The organism is Hydrogenothermus marinus, assembly GCF_003688665.1.
GTDB lineage: Bacteria > Aquificota > Aquificia > Aquificales > Hydrogenothermaceae > Hydrogenothermus > Hydrogenothermus marinus.
In genome coordinates, this window is the sequence record NZ_REFO01000010.1 from 120,418 (window position 1) to 139,276 (window position 18,859).

Annotated in this window: 19 protein-coding genes; 17 read left to right on the forward strand and 2 right to left on the reverse strand. The window is 28.4% G+C overall.

What is annotated here, in order from left to right:
- Window positions 1-24: 24 nt before the first annotated feature.
- Window positions 25-324 carry a hypothetical protein gene (locus tag CLV39_RS01045; RefSeq protein ID WP_121922377.1) on the forward strand — a complete coding sequence of 100 codons (300 nt, stop codon included), beginning with the start codon at window positions 25-27 and terminating at the stop codon, window positions 322-324.
- On the forward strand, window positions 324-755 hold the full coding sequence (locus CLV39_RS01050) for a DUF501 domain-containing protein (RefSeq protein WP_121922378.1): 432 nt from the start codon (window positions 324-326) through the stop codon (window positions 753-755). The genes CLV39_RS01045 and CLV39_RS01050 overlap by 1 nt, the downstream gene beginning before the upstream one ends.
- Here CLV39_RS01050 and CLV39_RS01055 read toward each other — a convergent pair.
- On the reverse strand, window positions 736-1,557 hold the full coding sequence (locus tag CLV39_RS01055) for a menaquinone biosynthesis protein (protein ID WP_121922379.1): 822 nt from the start codon (window positions 1,555-1,557) through the stop codon (window positions 736-738). The genes CLV39_RS01050 and CLV39_RS01055 overlap by 20 nt on opposite strands.
- Window positions 1,529-2,584: a sulfite exporter TauE/SafE family protein gene (locus tag CLV39_RS01060; protein ID WP_121922380.1), complete on the reverse strand. Its 1,056-nt coding sequence runs from the start codon at window positions 2,582-2,584 to the stop codon at window positions 1,529-1,531. The genes CLV39_RS01055 and CLV39_RS01060 overlap by 29 nt, the downstream gene beginning before the upstream one ends.
- A gap of 154 nt (window positions 2,585-2,738) precedes the next feature.
- Between CLV39_RS01060 and CLV39_RS01065 the strand changes: the two genes are divergently transcribed.
- The 15 genes from CLV39_RS01065 to CLV39_RS01135 all read left to right on the forward strand — a co-directional run bounded on the left by CLV39_RS01065 (window position 2,739) and on the right by CLV39_RS01135 (window position 18,856).
- Window positions 2,739-3,815, forward strand: coding sequence for a 5-(carboxyamino)imidazole ribonucleotide synthase (locus tag CLV39_RS01065; protein WP_245960267.1), 1,077 nt, complete (start codon window positions 2,739-2,741; stop codon window positions 3,813-3,815).
- Window positions 3,812-4,324: a 5-(carboxyamino)imidazole ribonucleotide mutase gene (gene purE / locus CLV39_RS01070; protein ID WP_121922382.1), complete on the forward strand. Its 513-nt coding sequence runs from the start codon at window positions 3,812-3,814 to the stop codon at window positions 4,322-4,324. The genes CLV39_RS01065 and purE overlap by 4 nt, the downstream gene beginning before the upstream one ends.
- On the forward strand, window positions 4,321-5,922 hold the full coding sequence (locus CLV39_RS01075) for an ArnT family glycosyltransferase (protein WP_121922383.1): 1,602 nt from the start codon (window positions 4,321-4,323) through the stop codon (window positions 5,920-5,922). The genes purE and CLV39_RS01075 overlap by 4 nt, the downstream gene beginning before the upstream one ends.
- A gap of 6 nt (window positions 5,923-5,928) precedes the next feature.
- Window positions 5,929-6,672, forward strand: coding sequence for an aminotransferase class IV (locus tag CLV39_RS01080; RefSeq protein WP_121922384.1), 744 nt, complete (start codon window positions 5,929-5,931; stop codon window positions 6,670-6,672).
- 62 nt (window positions 6,673-6,734) lie between these two features.
- The gene (locus tag CLV39_RS01085; RefSeq protein WP_121922385.1) at window positions 6,735-7,967 is read left to right on the forward strand and encodes an aspartate kinase; all 1,233 of its coding nucleotides are present in this window, start codon (window positions 6,735-6,737) and stop codon (window positions 7,965-7,967) included.
- A gap of 11 nt (window positions 7,968-7,978) precedes the next feature.
- Window positions 7,979-9,412: an acetyl-CoA carboxylase biotin carboxylase subunit gene (gene accC / locus CLV39_RS01090; RefSeq protein WP_121922386.1), complete on the forward strand. Its 1,434-nt coding sequence runs from the start codon at window positions 7,979-7,981 to the stop codon at window positions 9,410-9,412.
- A gap of 13 nt (window positions 9,413-9,425) precedes the next feature.
- Entirely contained in the window at window positions 9,426-10,709 is a 1,284-nt protein-coding gene (eno, locus tag CLV39_RS01095) for a phosphopyruvate hydratase (protein ID WP_121922387.1), read from the forward strand.
- Window positions 10,666-11,076 (forward strand): FtsB family cell division protein, encoded by a 411-nt coding sequence (locus CLV39_RS01100; RefSeq protein WP_121922388.1) that lies wholly within the window; start codon window positions 10,666-10,668, stop codon window positions 11,074-11,076. The genes eno and CLV39_RS01100 overlap by 44 nt, the downstream gene beginning before the upstream one ends.
- Window positions 11,025-11,708, forward strand: a complete 684-nt coding sequence (locus CLV39_RS01105; RefSeq protein ID WP_121922389.1) for an HAD family hydrolase — start codon at window positions 11,025-11,027, stop codon at window positions 11,706-11,708. The genes CLV39_RS01100 and CLV39_RS01105 overlap by 52 nt, the downstream gene beginning before the upstream one ends.
- Window positions 11,705-11,932 carry a DUF167 domain-containing protein gene (locus tag CLV39_RS01110; RefSeq protein WP_121922390.1) on the forward strand — a complete coding sequence of 76 codons (228 nt, stop codon included), beginning with the start codon at window positions 11,705-11,707 and terminating at the stop codon, window positions 11,930-11,932. The genes CLV39_RS01105 and CLV39_RS01110 overlap by 4 nt, the downstream gene beginning before the upstream one ends.
- 104 nt (window positions 11,933-12,036) lie before the next feature.
- On the forward strand, window positions 12,037-13,347 hold the full coding sequence (locus CLV39_RS01115; protein ID WP_121922391.1) for an ATP citrate lyase citrate-binding domain-containing protein: 1,311 nt from the start codon (window positions 12,037-12,039) through the stop codon (window positions 13,345-13,347).
- 25 nt (window positions 13,348-13,372) lie between these two features.
- Entirely contained in the window at window positions 13,373-15,220 is a 1,848-nt protein-coding gene (locus CLV39_RS01120; protein ID WP_121922392.1) for a citrate/2-methylcitrate synthase, read from the forward strand.
- A 497-nt stretch (window positions 15,221-15,717) separates the two neighbouring features.
- Window positions 15,718-16,164, forward strand: coding sequence for a DUF1931 family protein (locus tag CLV39_RS01125; protein WP_121922393.1), 447 nt, complete (start codon window positions 15,718-15,720; stop codon window positions 16,162-16,164).
- Between the two features lie 152 nt (window positions 16,165-16,316).
- Window positions 16,317-18,011 carry a proline--tRNA ligase gene (locus tag CLV39_RS01130; protein WP_121922394.1) on the forward strand — a complete coding sequence of 565 codons (1,695 nt, stop codon included), beginning with the start codon at window positions 16,317-16,319 and terminating at the stop codon, window positions 18,009-18,011.
- Entirely contained in the window at window positions 18,008-18,856 is an 849-nt protein-coding gene (locus tag CLV39_RS01135) for a GAF domain-containing protein (protein WP_121922395.1), read from the forward strand. Before CLV39_RS01130 ends, CLV39_RS01135 begins: the two co-directional genes overlap by 4 nt.
- Window positions 18,857-18,859 lie beyond the last annotated feature (3 nt).

Consider the following 18,859-nt stretch of genomic DNA (forward strand, 5'->3'; position numbering starts at 1 on the left):
TATAAAGAATTATCTGGAGAAATAGTGGAGATAAATAAGCCAACAGATATGCTTCCGATAATGGAAAAGTATGACTTACAAGAGGGATTAGAATTATACAAGCATTCAAAAGGATATACTTTACTTGAAGTTATAGAACCAAACTTTGCTCACGATATTCTCTTTTTCTTGTTTCGAAAAATAGATAATAAAGGCAGGACTTATAAAGTATTAAGATATAAAAAAAGTACAAATGAAGTATCTGTTGTTTCTAATTTTACTGCTCTTCATCCTGATGAAATAGCTGTAAATCTACTTAACTCTTTTTCAAAACATTTAAGATAATGATTTACGATTTAGGCTATATTATATATAGCAGAGTAAATAAGCAAAAACAGCCAAACCCAACAAGATACTGGCTTTATGATAAAAAGTTAGATAGATTAATCTCAAAACTTGAAGAAAAGGGCGAAATAAAAAAAATATCTCAGATAATTACTGAAGATGAAAAAATCTTTAATCAAATGTTAAATCTTCATAAAAAAGATATTGAAAATAGAAAAAGATTTGTAGCAGAGAATCCGGATTTACCTGAAGTATTTAAAAAAGCTTTACTTGATGAAACAGTTGGAATTGGTGGAATAAAAAATTATTGGGAAAAACCTTTTAAAGTTAAATGTCTTCATCTTTGGACTGCTTATCATCTTGCCAATAAAGAGTTTGAAAACTTTATAGGTGAGTATGTTTTAGAAAAGATTAAAAATTTAAAAGATTAAATTTAGGCTCTTTTTTTATTATTTTAACATCTTGAAGATATTTTGAAAAAAGTTTTAAAGACTGAATATGTTTTTCAGTCAAATTATAATCTAGATTTTTTATATATTCTGTAGCAAATTCTCTGCTAAATTTTTCTGTTTTTACAAAATTTTTTACAAAATTTGGTAGATTTTTTAAAATTTTTTCTTTAGATTCCATCAATATATTATAAAACTGTCTTAACTGTCTTTCTTTTTTATAAAAGATTTCTTTATTTAAAATCCATAAAGCAAAAACAAAAGGTAAACCTGTATTTTTATACCATATTTCTGACAAATCATATACATATTTAAATCTATCTGAAAAAAAGATAGCATTATCACCTATTAATAAAACAGATTTCTTTTCAATATCCTGATAGTTTTCAAGTTCTTTATAAGATATTTCTTTTTTAAGAAAAATATCAAATATTATCTTTGTTAAATATCTTGATGTTTTAGATGCTTTTGATAAATAAACCTCTTTTATATCTGAAAGCTGTTTATTTGAAAAAATAGCAACTGAATGGACTTTGTTTGTAGCAGATATAGAAAGATTAGGAAGAATTAGATAATCTTGAAAATTTTCTATGTATTCAGCGGAAGAAGCAATTGCAATATCTATTTCTTTATTTCTAAGAAGTTTATTAAGCTTAACTGGAACTCCTTTATATAATTTATACTCAAATTCTGGCTTTATTCCTGCAATTTCAAAATTGAAAGGTAAAGTATTTAAAAAATCTATCCATCCTATTTTAAGCATTTCTCTGTTTCCTTTTTTCAAAATAAATCTCTATTAATACTTTTAGTCTATGAGTTAAGCTACTTATTATAAAACCAAAAATTAAGCTAAAAATTATCACTGATATAGCATATATATGAGGATGATGATATGCAAACTGTGCAATTTCACTATTTGTTAATAGATGATGTAAATCTGCTTTAGGTTTTGACTTTTCAAAAAATAACTGATAAAAACTCATAATAGAGACAGATAAAACTAAAATAGCCATTACAAGTTTTATTTTTTCTTTATCTATTTTTTCTCCAATTGCTGCACCAAAAACTGCTCCAAAAGAAGAACCTGCCATTAATAAAGCAGCTAAAACTATATCAACTCCAAAATTAACTACTGCATGAAAGTATGTTAAAAATGCGGTAATAAATATCATCTGAAATAAACTCATTCCTACTGCTTTATTTACAGGAAATCCTGCAAGATAAATTAAAGCAGGAATTACAACAAATCCACCACCAACTCCCATTACAGCTGCTAAAAATCCTGAAAATGCTCCAATCCCTGCAGGTACTAAAACTGAGATTTCTGTAAATTGGAATTTCATTTTAAAAGGAAGATTATTTAGAAAATTCTTTAAACCTGATTTTTTCTTTTCCTCTTTTTTTCCTTTGAAAAAATCAATCAACATAGTAATACCAGTAAATCCTAAATAAAAAGTATATAAAGATAAAACAAATGTTTTAAAATATCCTGCATCTTCTAAAGCTCTTGCTAAATAAACACCAAAACCACCACCTACAAATCCAGCTAAAACCATAACCCATCCCATTTTTAAATCTATGTTTTTAAGTTTGAGATGAGCTAAAAATCCAGAAACAGTAGCACCAACCATCTGAGATACAGAAGTTCCTACAGTTACAATAGGTGGTACTCCAATTTTAATTAAAGCAGGGTTTAAAATAATTCCTCCACCTATTCCCATTAATCCAGATAAAAATCCAACAACAATCCCAAGTAAAATAATGTAAAATATATTTATATGAATACCTGCTATAGGCAAAAATATTTCCAAATTTGCCTCCTGTTTTTCTAAAAATTTATTAAAATATTAGAATATTTTATCAAAATATATAAGGAGGTATATCATACTGGATTTAAAGAATATTCATGTTAAAAATCCAACTGATTATACAATAGGATTTATTGGTGGCGGACAACTCGCAAAAATGGCAGCGCAAGAAGGAAGAAAGTTAGGGTTTAATATTGTGGTTGTTGATCCTACAAAACACTGTCCAGCTTCGATGGTTGCAGATCATATACTAGGGAGTTTTAATAATCCTGAAAAACTGCATCAACTGGATAAAATAGCAGATGTAATTACTTATGAAGTAGAATTTATAGATATAAATATATTAAAAAAAAGTATTGACATTTCTAAAGTATATCCATCTATAAATATATTAGAAATAATTCAGGATAAATATAAGCAGAAAAAGTTTTTATCAAAAGCAGGAATACCTGTGCCATTTTTCAAAGAAGTAAAATCTATAAATGATATTAAACCTTTTATACCAGTTGTGCAAAAGGTAAAAGTTGGTGGATATGATGGTAGAGGAGTTATTATTATAAAAACAGAAAAAGATTTAACAAAAGCGTTAAATAAACCTTCTTACATTGAAGAATTTGTAGAAATAGAAAAAGAGTTGGCTGTAATTGTTGTAAGAGATATACATGGAAATATAAAAACATATCCAGTTGTAGATATGGTTTTTAATAAAGAAGGGAATTTACTTGATTATCTAATAGCTCCAGCAACTTTGGATTCAAAAATAGAAAATCAAGTAAAGGATATAGCATCTTCGGCAGTAGAAGTTTTAGATGGGATTGGTGTTTTTGGAGTTGAATTATTTTTAGATAAAAAAGGTAGAATATTATTAAATGAAATTGCTCCAAGGCTTCATAATTCTGGACATTATACTATTGAAGCTTGTAAAACAAGTCAGTTTGAACAACAGATAAGAATACTTTCTAATTTGCCTCTTGGATCAACTGATCAAATGATACCAGCAATAACGATAAATTTATTAGGAGAAAATGGATTTTCCGGAAATCCAATTTATGAAGGACTAGAAAAAGTTATCAAAATAGATGGTGTATATATACATATATATGGTAAAAGACAAATATTCCCTTTAAGAAAAATGGGTCATGTTACTGTAATAGATAAAGACATAAATAAAGCTTTAGAGAAAGCAAAATATGTAAAAGAAAATCTAAAAGTAAAAGGAGATAGAAAATTATGATAGGAATAATAATGGGTAGTGATTCAGATTTACCTGTAATGAAACAAGCTGCTGATATTTTAGAGCAATTAAATATTTCTTATGAAATGACGATCGTATCAGCTCATCGAACTCCTGAAAGAATGTATGATTATGCAAAAAATGCAGAAAAAAGAGGGATTAAAGTAATAATAGCAGGTGCAGGAGGAGCTGCTCATTTACCTGGTATGGTGGCATCTTTAACAACTATACCAGTAATAGGAGTACCTGTAAAAACATCTTCATTAAATGGTATAGATTCGCTTCTATCTATTGTACAGATGCCAGCGGGTATACCTGTTGCGACAGTTGCAATAAATAATGCAAAAAATGCAGGACTTCTAGCAGCATCTATAATTTCCACCTTTGATAAAGAAGTTGCAAATAGATTAAAAGAATATAGAAAAAATTTAAAAGAAATGGTCTTACAAAAAGCAGAAACATTAGAAAATATAGGTTACAAAGAGTATTTAAAGGAAATGAATATATGAGCAATATAGAAAAATATAAATATTCTCTTTTCATATTTGTTTTAGTTTTTACATACACATGGAATTTTTGGATAAATGATATATGGATACCAAATGAAAGCTTTTATGCAGAAGCAGTCAGAGAGATGTTTGAATCAGGAAATTTTATTGATATTTATTACAATTATGAGCCAAGATTTAATAAACCTCCATTAACTTACTATCTTTCTGCATTATCTTGCTTTATTTTTGGTATTTCTGAGTTTGCAATAAGACTTCCTATAGTTTTAATGGCTTTAGGTTCAGTTTTTCTTACATTTTTAATAGGTAGAAGACTTTATGGTTTTAAAGTAGGTATTATTTCCGCTTTTATAATGTCTGTTTCTTTACAGTTTATAGGAAATAGTAGATATGTATCTCCTGAAGTGCCTCTTACTTTCTTTTTTCTGCTAACTTTATACCTATTTTTAATAGGTTATAAAGAGAAAAATTTTAAATATATTTTGCTTTCTTATATATCTCTTGGATTAGTAGTTTTAACAAAAGGATTCCCTTATATATTTGTTATAGGTGCCATTGTTATTTTTTATCTTTTAATAGAAAATAATTTTAACCTTAAAAATTTCTGGAAAGATTTTTTATTTTTAAAAATATGGATAGGACTTCCTATAACTATTGCTATAGGTTTTTGGTGGTATATATATGAATATCTAAAATTTGGAGATTCTTTTTGGAATGTTTATTATAAAGAAACATTTGGTAGAGCTTTAAATAAACCTACCCCTTTTTTTAGTATAAAGAACTTAACTTATTATTGGATAGTTATCTTATGGGCATTTTTACCATTTTCATTGGCATTTTATTTTGCATTAATTAAATACTTTAAACAGCTTAAAACTTTTTCATTTATTTTTGCTTGGTTTTGGATAATGATAATAATATTTACAATAGCTAAAGGAAAACTTCCAACTTATATAATCCAAGCTTTTCCTGCTATGTCTATACTGACTGCTTATTTTATTGTAAATTATAAACCTGAAAATCTGAAAAAATATCTATATTATTTATCCTTTTTAATTCCTACTTTTTTATTTATGGCAGCAATAGGATACTTAGTGTATGTTTTACATCTTGATTACTTTTATTATATTTTTGTAGTTTTCCCTCTCTTGTATATTGTTAGATATAAAGATATAGCTTTAGCTCCTTTTTTAGCATCAATTTTACTTTTTTTAATGTTTAGTATATCTGTACTTCCAAAAATAGAAAAATATAGACCTTACGATAAGATAGGAAAAGCTATCGAAGATAACTTAATACATCCTTCAATTCCTTTAATAATAGAAAATAAATTCTTTCATAACTTACCATTTTATGCTAAAAGAAAAGTTTTAAGGGATTATCCTTTAAATAAAATTTTAAAAGCAAAAAAGCCTATTTTAGCATTAGTCTTAGAAAAAGATTATAAGTATTTTAAAAATACAGATGTTTTATGGGAAGGATACCTTTATAATAAAGGTAGTGAATCTCAATTTATGAAATTTTTAAAAGCAGTAATAAAAGCAGAAAAAGGTGATTATTCAGATTTTAGAAAATGGAAACTTATTTATATGAGGTAAAGAAAAATGGAAGAAGTTATAACTTTAAATGGCAAAAGATTTTTAAATAAAAAAGTATTAAGAACATTAATGTATGGAGAAGGAGTTTTTGAAACATTTAGATATAAAGGAAGACTACCAAAAACAATTGATAAACATTACCAAAGATTAGTTGAAGGAGCAAAATTACTAAGCATTCCAGCAATTACAAAAGAAGATTACATCTATTACATAGAAGAAACAGTAAAAAATCTTGAAGAAAAAGATTTATATATTAAAACTATTCTTACTTCTCAAGGAAATTCTTATTTTCCATTACTTCCAGAGGCATCTAATTTACTTGTTATAGCAAAACCTTTTAAGCCTTTAGAAAAAAAAGAGGTTAAATTAACTGTTTATCCTTACAAAGTTCATTCTTCTGATCCACTTCTAAGAATAAAATCAACAAGTTATGCAAGAAATATCCTTGCAAAAAGATATGCCCTTGAAAAAGGTGCTTTTGATAGCATCTTCTTAAATGAAAATGATGAGATAACAGAAACCTCATCTGCAAATATTTTTTGGATAAAAGATAAACATTTATATACTCCTTCTTTAGAGTGTGGAGTTTTAAAAGGTATTACAAGGCAGATAGTATTAGAACAAGCTGTAAGAAAAGGTCTATGGTTTACAGAAGGTAGATTTAAATTGGAAGATTTAAAAAGTGCAGACTTTATTTTTATAACAAATTCATTACATGGAATAATTAGGGTTAAATCTATTATTTATTAAGCTATAATAGTATATGATAACTATATTTATTTATAAATATTATTGTTTTTGGAGGATATTAATTGCCTTTAGTTGTTAAAAAGTTTGGTGGAACATCAGTTGGAAATTTAGATAGAATAAGAAATGTTGCAAAAAAAGTAAAAAAAGCAGTAGAAAATGGTGAAAAGGTTGTTGTAGTTTCTTCTGCAATGTCTGGAGAAACAGATAAACTTCTTGAGTATTGTTATAGTTTATCAAAAAGGCCAAATCCAAGGGAAGTAGATCAGGTAGTATCAACTGGAGAGCAAGTAGCAATAGGACTTTTATCAATAGCACTTCAAGAGATGGGAATACCTGCAGTAAGCTTAACAGGGTGGCAAGTACCAATAGAAACAGATGATATTCATACAAAAGCAAGAATTAAACATATAAATTCTAAAAGAATAAAAGAAGAATTAGATAAAGGAAAAGTTGTAATAGTTGCAGGTTTTCAAGGAATAGATAAAAATGGAGATATTACAACCCTTGGAAGAGGTGGATCAGATACTACTGCAGTAGCTTTAGCAGCAGCTTTAAAAGCTGATATTTGTGAGATATATACAGATGTTCCTGGAGTATTTACAGCAGATCCAAGAATTGTACCTGAAGCTAAGAAAATACCTATTATCTCTTACGAAGAGATGATGGAAATGGCTTCTCTTGGATCTAAAGTCATGCAGATAAGATCAGTAGAATTTGCAGCAAAATATAAAGTAAAAATACATGTAAGATCTTCTTTTAATGATGAAGAAGGTACATGGATTATGGAGGAAAATGAAGAAATGGAAAAAGTAGCAGTAAGAGGAATAAGTCATGATTTAAAAGAATCAAAAATAACTGTTGTTAAAGTTCCTGATAAACCGGGAATTGCAGCAAAACTATTTAAAACCTTAGGAGACAAAAATATAGTTGTAGATATGATTGTTCAAAATGTTTCTCATGAAGGTTATACAGATATTTCATTTACAGTTAATAAAACAGACGCAGATTATGCAGAAGATATAGCAAAGGAAGTAGCAAAAGAGGTCGGAGCAGCTGGTGTAGATAGAAATGATAAAATAGCAAAAATATCTGTTGTTGGTCTTGGTATGAAAACCCATGCAGGCACAGCAGGTAAAATGTTTGATGTTCTTCAAAAAGAAGGAATTAATATATATGCAATTTCTACTTCTGAAATAAAAATATCTTGCTTAATAGATGAAAAATACGCAGAGCTTGCAGTAAGAGCTTTACATGAGGCATTTATAGAAGATAAAGATGTTATGGTTATAGATTAAGGAGATTTATTATGAGAAGAAAGAAAATAAGAAAAGTTTTAATAGCAAATAGAGGTGAAATAGCAACAAGAATAATAAGAGCATGTAAAGAGCTTGGTATAAAAACTGTTGCTATTTACTCGGAAGCAGATTCTAAAGGTTTATGGCTAAAAAAAGCAGATGAAGCTTATATGATACCTGGAGATCCAATAAAAGCATACCTTAACTTTTATAAAATTGTAGATTTAGCTAAGAACACTGGAGCAGATGCTATTCATCCTGGCTATGGGTTTTTAGCTGAAAATGCAGATTTTGCAAGGTACTGTCAAAAAAGAGGAATTATATTTATAGGTCCTAAACCTGAGCATATAGAGCTTTTTGGAGATAAGATTAAATCTAAGATTGCAATGAGAGAGGTTGGAGTACCTGTTCTTCCCGGAACTGATGAGCCAATTACAGATTTAGAAGAAGCTAAAAAATTTGCAAAGAAAATAGGTTTTCCAGTAATAATTAAGGCTGCTTATGGTGGCGGTGGCCGTGGAATGAGAATTGTTAAAAAAGAAGAAGATTTTGAAGAACTTTTTAAATCTGCAACTTCAGAAGCAGAGAAATTTTTTGGAAATGGAGCAGTATTTATAGAAAAGTATGTTGAAAATCCAAGACATATAGAAATTCAAGTAATTGCAGACAAATATGGGAATGTTGTACATCTTGGGGAAAGAGATTGTTCTATACAAAGAAGACATCAAAAAGTAATAGAGATAGCACCTTCTCCAACTTTATCAGAAAAAGTTAGAAGAGAGCTTTACAGAGTAGCAGTAAAATCTATGTTTAAACTTGGTTATGAAAGTGTTGGTACATTAGAGTTTCTTGTTGATGAAAATGATAATTTTTACTTTATTGAGATGAATACAAGAATTCAAGTTGAACATCCAGTTACAGAAATGATAACAGGAATAGATATAATGCAAAGGATGATAGAAATAGCAGAAGGAAAAAAACTTCCTTTCTTACAAGAAGAAATTCAGATGAGAGGTTATTCAATAGAATTTAGAATAAATGCAGAAGACCCAACTAAAAATTTTGCACCATCTCCTGGTAGAATAACATCTTATCACTCACCAGGGGGGCCAGGAGTAAGAATAGATGCTGCTGTATACAAAGATTATATAATTCCTCCTTATTATGATCCTATGATAGCAAAGCTTATAGTTTGGGCTTTAAATTGGGAACAAGTTGTAAATAGAGCTCAAAGATCCTTAGATGAATTTATAGTTAGAGGTACACCTACAAATTTAGCATTACTTCGTCATATTGTTAGAGATAAAGATTTTAGAGAAGGAAGATTTACAACAAGCTATTTAGATGAAAAACTTCCAAAATTCAAATTTAAAAGGGAAGAAATTAATCCTGAAGATTTAGCAGTTGCATTAGCTGCAGCTATAGCTGCGTATCATAAACTTTAAAGGAGGGTAATAGATGTCAATAATTATTGATGTAAAAGGTAGAGAAGTTTTAGATTCAAGAGGAAACCCAACAGTAGAAGCAGAAGTAACATTAGAAAGCGGAGTAGTAGCAAGAGCAATAGTTCCAAGTGGAGCATCAACAGGAGAAAGAGAAGCTATAGAACTTAGAGATGGAGATCCTAAAAGATTTAAAGGAAAAGGTGTATTAAAAGCAGTAGAAAATATTAATACAAAAATAGCAGATGCTATTATAGGAGAAGAGTCTACAGATCAAGTCAATATAGATAATATTATGCTTAAACTTGATGGTACTGAAAATAAATCTAAGCTTGGAGCAAATGCTATACTTGCAGTTTCTTTGGCTGTAGCAAGAGCATCTGCTGAAGAGCTTGAACTTCCTTTATATAGATATCTTGGTGGAACTAATGCAAAAATATTACCTGTTCCTTTAATGAATGTGATAAATGGTGGTGCCCATGCAGATAATGGACTTGATATTCAGGAATTTATGATAGTACCTGTTTTTGGAGATTCATTTAAAGAGGCTTTAAGAGCAGGAGTGGAAGTTTTCCACACATTAAAATCAGTTTTAAAAGAAAAAGGATTTTCTACAAATGTAGGAGATGAAGGTGGTTTTGCTCCAGCATTAAATAGTACAAAAGAAGCATTGGAAATACTCCAAGAAGCTATTAAAAAAGCAGGATATGATCCAGAAGAAGATATATTTTTAGCTTTAGATGCTGCTTCATCTGAGTTTTACGATAAAGAAAAAGGTGTTTACAAGTTTGAAGGAGAAGAGCTTACAGCAGAAGATATGATAGATTTATATGGTGAACTTATAAGTGCTTATAAAATAGTTTCAATTGAAGATCCTTTAGCAGAAGATGATTGGGAAGGATGGAAAAAGCTAACTGAAGCCCTTGGGCATAGAGTTCAATTAGTAGGAGATGATTTATTTACAACAAATCCAAAAATCCTTCAAAAAGGTATAGATGAAGGAGTAGCAAATTCTATATTAATAAAATTAAACCAAATAGGAAGTTTAACCGAAACATTAGATGCTATAGAACTTGCAAAAATAAATGCTTATACGAATATAATTTCCCATAGATCAGGGGAAACAGAAGATACATTTATAGCTGATTTAGCAGTAGCTACAAATGCAGGACAGATAAAAACAGGTTCTGCATCAAGAACAGATAGAACAGCAAAATATAATCAGCTTTTAAGAATTGAGGAAGAATTAGGAGATAATGCAATATTTAAAGGAAAAGAAGTTTTCAAAAAATATCTTTAAAAATTTATTAAAGGCAGATAATATTCTGCCTTTAATCTTTTTTTTCCTTTTAATATATGCAGGCCTAACTCTTTTATTTGGAAAAAACAATGTTTTTAAGTATATACAAGAAAAAAAAGAAAAAGAAAGATTGTTAAAAAAGATAGAAGACATAAAGAAGGAAAATCAAGTTCTTCAAGAAAAAATCCATGATTTAAAATATGATAAATATACTATTGAAAAAAAAGCAAGAGAAGATTTAGGCTTAATGAAAGATGGAGAAGAAATTTTTGTAATAATAGAAGATCAAAAAGAAAAAAAGGAAAAATCAGATAAATGGATAGACAAAATAAAGAATATTTACAAAGAATATTATTTGAAGAATTAGAAGGATATTTTTTTGATCTTGATGGAACATTGATAGATTCTTCAAAAGATATAGCAATAGCAGCAAACTATGCTTTAAAAAAACTTGGTTTTAATGAACTTCCTGAAAAAGAGATAATTAAAAATGTTGGTTATGGTGGTGAAAACCTTATAAAAGGAATATTGCCAGAAAAAAAAGAAGAATTAATAAAGGAAGGAGTTAAATATTTTAGGGAGTATTACTTTTCAAATCCGGCAGTACATACGAAACTTTATGATGGTATTTATGAGATATTAGAAGGATTAAAAAAGAAAAATAAAAAAATAGCAGTTATTACAAATAAATATTTTGATATATCAAAACAGATTTTAGGAAAACTTCAAATAATAGACATGATAGATATTCTAATAGGAGGCGATTCTGTAGAAAATAAAAAACCTCATCCTGAGCCTGTTTTAAAAGCATTAGAAGATTTAAACATATCAAATGCAGTAATGATTGGAGATAGTGAAACAGATATAAAATCAGGGAAAGAGGCAGGTATATACACTATTCTTGTAGAATATGGATTTGGGAAAATAGATATTGCAAAAAAATTAGGTCCAAATTTTATAGTGAAAAATACTAAAGAACTAAAAGGGATACTTTTATGAAAATAAGAATAAAAGTAAAACCTAATGCAAAAAAAGAAGAGATAAAAAAAATAGAAGATGACTATTTTGAAATTAGAGTTACAGTTGTTCCAGAAAAAGGAAAAGCTAACAAAAAAGTTATAGAGATACTATCTAAATATTTTAAAGTGCCAAAATCAAATATTACTCTTTTAAAAGGTGAAACCTCAAAAGAAAAACTTTTTGAAATTATTCCTAAGGATTAATTCCCTAATTTTTTATTTTATAAAACAGCGTTTTATTTTCCTTATACATTTGATATAATTTTAAGGTTATTATTTATTTTTTGAATAATTGTAGGAGGATTTAAATGGCTCAAAGAGGAATTAGGGAATTTGATGGTAAGAGAATTTTAGCTAAAAACTGGGAAGAGTATTTTAATGGGGATTTTGAGTATGACTTTAAATCAATATTAATTACTCCAGAAACAGATTTAGACAAAATTCCTGAAGAATATCCTTGGGTTAAAGAAACTCCTCTTGTTGCAAAACCAGATATGCTTTTTGGTAAAAGAGGAAAATTAGGCCTTATCTATTTTAAAAAGGAAAAACCTGGAGATGTTACTTGGGAAGATGCTAAAGAATGGATAAAGCAAAAAATGGCTGAAGAAGTTGAAATAAACGGAGTAAAAGGACATTTAACTCATTTCTTAGTTGAACCTTTTGTTCCTCATAAACCAGAAGAAGAATATTATGTAGCAATAACAGTTGGTGAAGATGAAGATATTGTTTATATGTCTGCTTTTGGTGGAATAGAAGTTGAAGAAAATTGGGATAAAGTTGTTGAAGTAAAAATACCAGTAGGTGCTTCAGATGAAGAAATAAAAAAATTAATTGAAGAAAATGTTCCAGCAGATATAAAAGATAAAGAAAAATATGCAGATTTTGTATATAGACTTTATAAACTCTTTAGAGATTTACATTTTGCATATCTTGAAATTAATCCACTTGTAATGGTCGGAAATAAAGTTTACCCACTTGACTTTGTTGGTAGAGTTGATGATACAGCTCAATTTGTTGTTGGTAAAAAATGGGGAGATTTAGAATTTCCTGCAGGATTTGGAGGAGAACTTACACCTGAAGAGAAATATATTAAAGAAATGGATGAAAAATCTGGTGCATCTTTAAAACTTACAATTTTAAATCCAGAAGGAAGAATATGGACATTAGTTGCAGGTGGTGGTGCATCTGTTGTTTATGCTGATACTGTTGCAGACTTAGGACAGGTTAAAGAACTTGCAAATTATGGTGAGTACTCAGGAAACCCATCAAGAACAGAAACAAGAGAGTATGTAAAAACAGTTTTTGATTTAATGACAAGAAATAAACATCCAGAAGGAGATAAAATTCTAATAATTGGTGGTGCTATCGCTAACTTTACAGATGTTGCAAAAACATTTGAAGGTATTATAGATGCAATGAAAGAATATGCTGATAAGCTTAAAGAAGTTGGAGTTAAAATCTATGTAAGAAGAGGTGGTCCTAATTACGAAGTAGGTCTTAAAAGAATTAAACAAGCAGCTGAAGAACTTGGCCTTCCAATAGAAGTTTATGGACCTGAAACTCATATGACTGAAATAGTTAGAAAAGCTATAGATGAAAATGTAAATAAAGCAGCTTAATAAGAAAAATAAGGAGGAAAAACTAATGAGCAAACCTGATTACTTATTATTTGACAGAAATACTAAAGCAATTTTTTGGAACTTAAACAGAAACGCAATACAAAGAATGCTTGATTATGATTATGTAGTAGGAAGAGAGCCTTCAATAGTAGCGATAGTTGCACCTACTCAATCAAGAAAATTTGACAAATTCTTCTATGGAACACAAGAAATAAGAATTCCTATATATAAATCAACTACAGATGCAGCTAAGGATTTCCCAGAAGCTGATGTTTTATTAAATTTTGCATCTTTTAGAACTGCTTATGATGTAACAATGGAAGCTCTTGAAATACCAACTATAAGAACAATTGCAATTACAGCAGAAGGTATTCCTGAAAGATTTGCAAGAATTATGAGAATTAAAGCAAAAGAACTTGGAAAATGGATTATAGGGCCAGCTACAGTTGGTGGAATTGCTCCAGGAGCATTTAGAATAGCAAATACAGGTGGAACAATAGAAAATATTATAAATTCAAAACTTCATAGACCAGGTTCTGTAGGCCTTGTTACAAGATCAGGTGGATTATTTAATGAGCTTTCAAATGTAATTGCAAGAAATGCAGATGGTCTTGCAGAAGGTATAGCTATTGGTGGTGATAGATATCCAGGATCAGACTTTTTAGATCATATGCTTAGATATGAAAAAAATCCACAAGTTAAATTTATGGTTCTTCTTGGTGAAGTTGGTGGAGAACTTGAATACAAAGTTGCTGAAGCTATAAAAGATGGAAGAATTACAAAACCTGTAATTGGATGGTGTATAGGTACTATTTCTAAACATTTTGGTGGAGAAGTTCAGTTTGGACATGCAGGTGCAAAAGCAGGTGCAGAAAGAGAAACTGCAGATGCTAAAAATGCTGCCCTTGCAGAAGCAGGTGCTCATGTACCAAAATCTTTTAATGACTTACCAGAACTTATAAATGGTATTTATGAAGAACTAAAATCAAAAGGAATAATTACAGAAATAGAAGAACCAGAAGTACCACCAATTCCAGAAGATTATGCAAAAGCAGTAAAAGCTGGAAAAGTAAGAAGACCTACAAACTTTATCTGTACAATATCAGATGATAGAGGTGAAGAAGCAACTTACTGTGGAGTACCAATTTCTGAAGTTGTAGAAAGAGGATTCTCAATTGCTGATGTAATCGGCCTTTTATGGTTTAAAAAGAAATTCCCAGAATGGTCTTCTAAATTTATAGATATGGTAATTAAAATTGTTGCTGATCATGGTCCTGCAGTTTCAGGAGCACATAATACAAAAGTTACGGCAAGAGCTGGAAAAGATTTAATGTCTTCAATTGTTACAGGTATATTAACTATTGGGCCAAGATTTGGTGGTGCAATTGATGGTGCTGCTAAATATTTCAAAATGGCAAAAGAGAAAAATATGTCTCCAGATGAATTTGTAGCTTATATGAAAAATGTTGAAAAAATACCTATACCGGGAATTGGACATAGAATTAAATCTACTAAAAATCCAGATAAAAGGGTAGAACTACTTAAAAACTTTGCTAAAGAAAACTTTCCTAAAACTGAGCTTTTAGACTATGCTTTAGAAGTTGAAAAATTAACTACTTCTAAGAAAGAAAACCTTATTCTTAATGTTGATGGAACAATTGGTGTTTTACTTGTAGATATGTTTAAAGAACTTGGATACTCTGATCAAGAAATTGATGAACTTATTAATGCTGGTGCATTTAATGCATTCTTTGTACTTGGTAGAACAATAGGATTTATTGGACATTATCTTGATGAGAAAAGACTTGATATGCCATTATATAGACATCCATGGGATGACATTCTTTATGATGTTAAATGTGATATTGAGTAATTTTAAAAGGGGCTTCAAGCCCCTTTTTTTTATATTAAAAACCTTTTATTTTCAATTAAAAATCCATACAAAATAAAATTAATTAAAAGGTTAATTGAACTTTTTACAATAACATTAATTTAAGATATAAAAGAAATAATACTAAAACTTCGTTAAATTTACCATTCCTTTTATTAAATGTTTCATAACTAATTTAATCATAATTACGAATTTAATATTGGCTCAAACTAAAAGGGAAATTTTAATTGATATTGGTATAAAATTTTAGATATAATTATAAATATCAATGCTTTGTATGAAATTCTAAAAAGTAAAAATCCACAAATTTTGAATATTCAAGAAAATTATCATTTTTTTAAGGTGTTATACATAGATAAAAATCTTATAAAGTATTTTTTATAAAATTTTATAAATCTTTACTTAAATTAATCTTGCATTTTTTTTCATTTAAGTATATACTTTAATATAGTACTTTAAAAATGAAAAAGGAGGGAATTATGGCAATTACAGGTGTTCATAAAATTGAAGAAATTTTTAAAAAATCAGCTTCTTTAAGATTAGACAAAGATAAAATTAAAGAAGTTAATGATTTAATAAGTCAAAAGTTATATGACTTATTGATAGTAGCTGAGGAAAATGCAGGCTATAATGCTAGAGATGTTATTTGGTTAAGTGATGTTCCTTTAACTAAAGCAATGAAAGAATCTATGAGAAAATTCAAAGAATTAGAAGAAGAATTAGAATTACAGCCAATTTTAGATCATTTAGCTACTTTACCACCTCTAAAATATGAATTAGAAGTAGAATTAGAAAAGAAACTTCCAGAAATAGCTGGAACACTTATTTATATTTTAGCAATGATTTTAAAGGAAATTTCTCAAGATCGTAAAGTTTCTGCTGAAGATTTAGAAAAAGCAAAAACTATTTATAACTTAACTATTTAAATTAAAAATCAAGGAAGTAGGGACTTTCATTTTCCCTACTTTTTCTTTCCTCAATATTTATTGTACATATTTTATCTACTCTTCATTAACTCTTTTTTTCCTCTCAAAATAAAGTTAAAATAAAGAAAAGCATATATTTTGGAGGTTTTTTATTGAGAGCATCAAGATATTTCATTCCTACATTAAAAGAAGCACCATCAGAAGCAGAAGCTATTAGTCATATATATCTTGTTAGAGCTGGTTTTATAAGACAGCTTGCCGCAGGACTTTATGAATATTTACCCCTTGGAATTAGAGTTTTAAAAAAGATTGAAAATATAATAAGAAAACATATGGATGAAGCTGGTGCTTTAGAGGTTTTACTTCCAATATTAACACCAGCAGAACTTTGGCAGGAAACAGGAAGATGGGAAGTTTATGGAAAAGAACTTTTTAGAGTTGAAGATAGAAAAGGTAGAATGTTTGCTCTTGGTCCTACCCATGAGGAAACAATTACTGATTTAGTTAGAAAAAATATCCGTTCTTATAAAGATTTACCAAAAAACTTTTATCAAATTCAAACAAAATTTAGAGATGAAGCTCGTCCAAGATATGGACTTATAAGAGGTAGAGAGTTTTTAATGAAAGATGCATACTCTTTTGATATATCTGAAGAGATGGCAATTAAATCTTATGAGATTATGAAAGAAACTTATAAAAAGATATTTGATGAGTTAAATCTTGATTATTTAATGGTAGAAGCAGATACAGGAGCTATTGGTGGTAAATTTTCTCATGAGTTTGTTGTAAAAGCAGCAAATGGAGAAGCTCATATTGTTTATTGTGAAAATTGTGGATATGCGGCAAATGTTGAGGCAGCAAAATATGAGTTTGAACTTGATAAATTACCTCCTGAAGAAGAAAAGCCGTTAGAAAAAGTACATACTCCTAATGTAAGCTCTGTAGAAGATGTTGCTAAATTTTTAAATACAGATATAAAGAAAATAGTTAAAACTCTTATATATATATTATCTGATGGAACTGCAGTAGCTATAATTATAAGAGGAGATAGAGAACTAAATGAAACAAAGCTTATAAATTATTTCAATGTATTAGATGCAAGACTTGCAACATCTGAAGAACTTGAAAAAATGGGAATAGTGGAAGGATTTGTTGGTCCTATTGGACTAGATATTCCTGTATATGCTGATATATCTGTAAAAGATTTACACAACTTTGTAGTTGGAGCTAATGAAAAAGATTATCATTATATAAATGTTAATATTCCAAGAGATTTCAAACCTACGGAATTTGTTGATTTTTCAACAGCTAAGGAAAATGACCCTTGTCCAAAATGTAAATCTCCTTTAAAAGAAACAACAGGACTTGAAGTAGGGCATATATTTTTACTTGGAACTAAATATTCAAAAGCTATGAAAGCTTATTTTGTTGATAAAGATGGAAAAGAAAAACCGATAATAATGGGGTGTTATGGTATAGGTGTAAGTAGATTAATGGCGGCAGCTGTTGAACAAAACAATGACGAAAATGGAATTATATGGCCAGATAGTATAGCTCCATTTAAACTTCATATACTTGCTTTAAATACTAAAGATAAGCAAATAGTAGAAACTGCAGAAAAAATATATGAAAAAGCTAAAAATATAGGAATAGAAGTTTTATATGATGATAGAGACATGTCAGTTGGAGCCAAATTTAAAGATGCAGATTTAATAGGAATACCACATAGAATTGTAGTAGGAAAAGGAGTTAAAAAAGGAATTGTAGAATATCAACAAAGAAAAAATAAGAATAAAAAAGAGATTCCTATTGAAGAAATTGATGAACTTTTACAGAGGTTAATGTGAAAAATGTTCTAAACTTTTTAGAAGTTCTTTTTTCAGAAAATGATATAGAAAAATTACTTAAAAATATTATTTCCTATACTAAAGAGTATATTAAAGCTGACAGGGGTACTCTATATCTTTACAATGAAGAAAATAACTCTTTAGAGTCTATTGTCATAGAGGGAGAAAATATTTCTAAAATAGAGCTAAAGATAGATAAAAATAGTATTACAGGTTATGCTTTTCTTGAAGATAAAATTTTAAATATAAAAGATGTTTATGATGAAAAAAATTTAAAGAAAATTGATAAGAATTTAAAACATAATGAAGAATTAGATAAAAAAATAGGATATAAGATAAAAAGTATATTAGTTATTCCTATAAAAAAAGGAAATAAAAAATTAGGAATTCTTGAACTGATTAAGAAAGAAAAATCTTTTTCTAAAAAAGATGAAGAAAAATTAAATTTAATAGCTAAATTTATAGGAATAGCCCTTTATAATAGCTTAACTATTGTAAATATATTACAAAAGCAAGAAGAAAAAAAAATATTAATAGAAAATATAGCAGAAGCTATAGTTATTACAGACTTAGATATGAAAATATTAGAAGTAAATTCTTCTTTTATGGAAATGTTAGGATTTAGATATACCTTTGGAGAAATAAAAGATAGATATTTACCAGACATTCTTTCTGAAATTTCTAAAGAATTGATACAAAAAACAGAAAATGTTAAAAAAAGTTGGATAGCAGATGAGCTACTATCAGATCTTATAAAAATAAAGATTTTGCCTGTAATTATTAAAGATTTTAATAAAGAAAAACTGAAGAAAATTATATATATCTTTAAATATCCAAAAGGATAAAAA

What these genes read in the sequence shown, in the direction of transcription:
- CLV39_RS01050 (WP_121922378.1), top strand. Translation starts at nt 324, where the DNA reads ATGATTTACGATTTAGGCTATATTATATATAGCAGAGTAAATAAGCAA.
- CLV39_RS01065 (WP_245960267.1), top strand. Translation starts at nt 2,739, where the DNA reads ATGGCAGCGCAAGAAGGAAGAAAGTTAGGGTTTAATATTGTGGTTGTT.
- purE (WP_121922382.1), top strand. Translation starts at nt 3,812, where the DNA reads ATGATAGGAATAATAATGGGTAGTGATTCAGATTTACCTGTAATGAAA.
- CLV39_RS01075 (WP_121922383.1), top strand. Translation starts at nt 4,321, where the DNA reads ATGAGCAATATAGAAAAATATAAATATTCTCTTTTCATATTTGTTTTA.
- CLV39_RS01080 (WP_121922384.1), top strand. Translation starts at nt 5,929, where the DNA reads ATGGAAGAAGTTATAACTTTAAATGGCAAAAGATTTTTAAATAAAAAA.
- accC (WP_121922386.1), top strand. Translation starts at nt 7,979, where the DNA reads ATGAGAAGAAAGAAAATAAGAAAAGTTTTAATAGCAAATAGAGGTGAA.
- eno (WP_121922387.1), top strand. Translation starts at nt 9,426, where the DNA reads ATGTCAATAATTATTGATGTAAAAGGTAGAGAAGTTTTAGATTCAAGA.
- CLV39_RS01100 (WP_121922388.1), top strand. Translation starts at nt 10,666, where the DNA reads ATGCAATATTTAAAGGAAAAGAAGTTTTCAAAAAATATCTTTAAAAAT.
- CLV39_RS01105 (WP_121922389.1), top strand. Translation starts at nt 11,025, where the DNA reads ATGGATAGACAAAATAAAGAATATTTACAAAGAATATTATTTGAAGAA.
- CLV39_RS01110 (WP_121922390.1), top strand. Translation starts at nt 11,705, where the DNA reads ATGAAAATAAGAATAAAAGTAAAACCTAATGCAAAAAAAGAAGAGATA.
- CLV39_RS01115 (WP_121922391.1), top strand. Translation starts at nt 12,037, where the DNA reads ATGGCTCAAAGAGGAATTAGGGAATTTGATGGTAAGAGAATTTTAGCT.
- CLV39_RS01120 (WP_121922392.1), top strand. Translation starts at nt 13,373, where the DNA reads ATGAGCAAACCTGATTACTTATTATTTGACAGAAATACTAAAGCAATT.
- CLV39_RS01125 (WP_121922393.1), top strand. Translation starts at nt 15,718, where the DNA reads ATGGCAATTACAGGTGTTCATAAAATTGAAGAAATTTTTAAAAAATCA.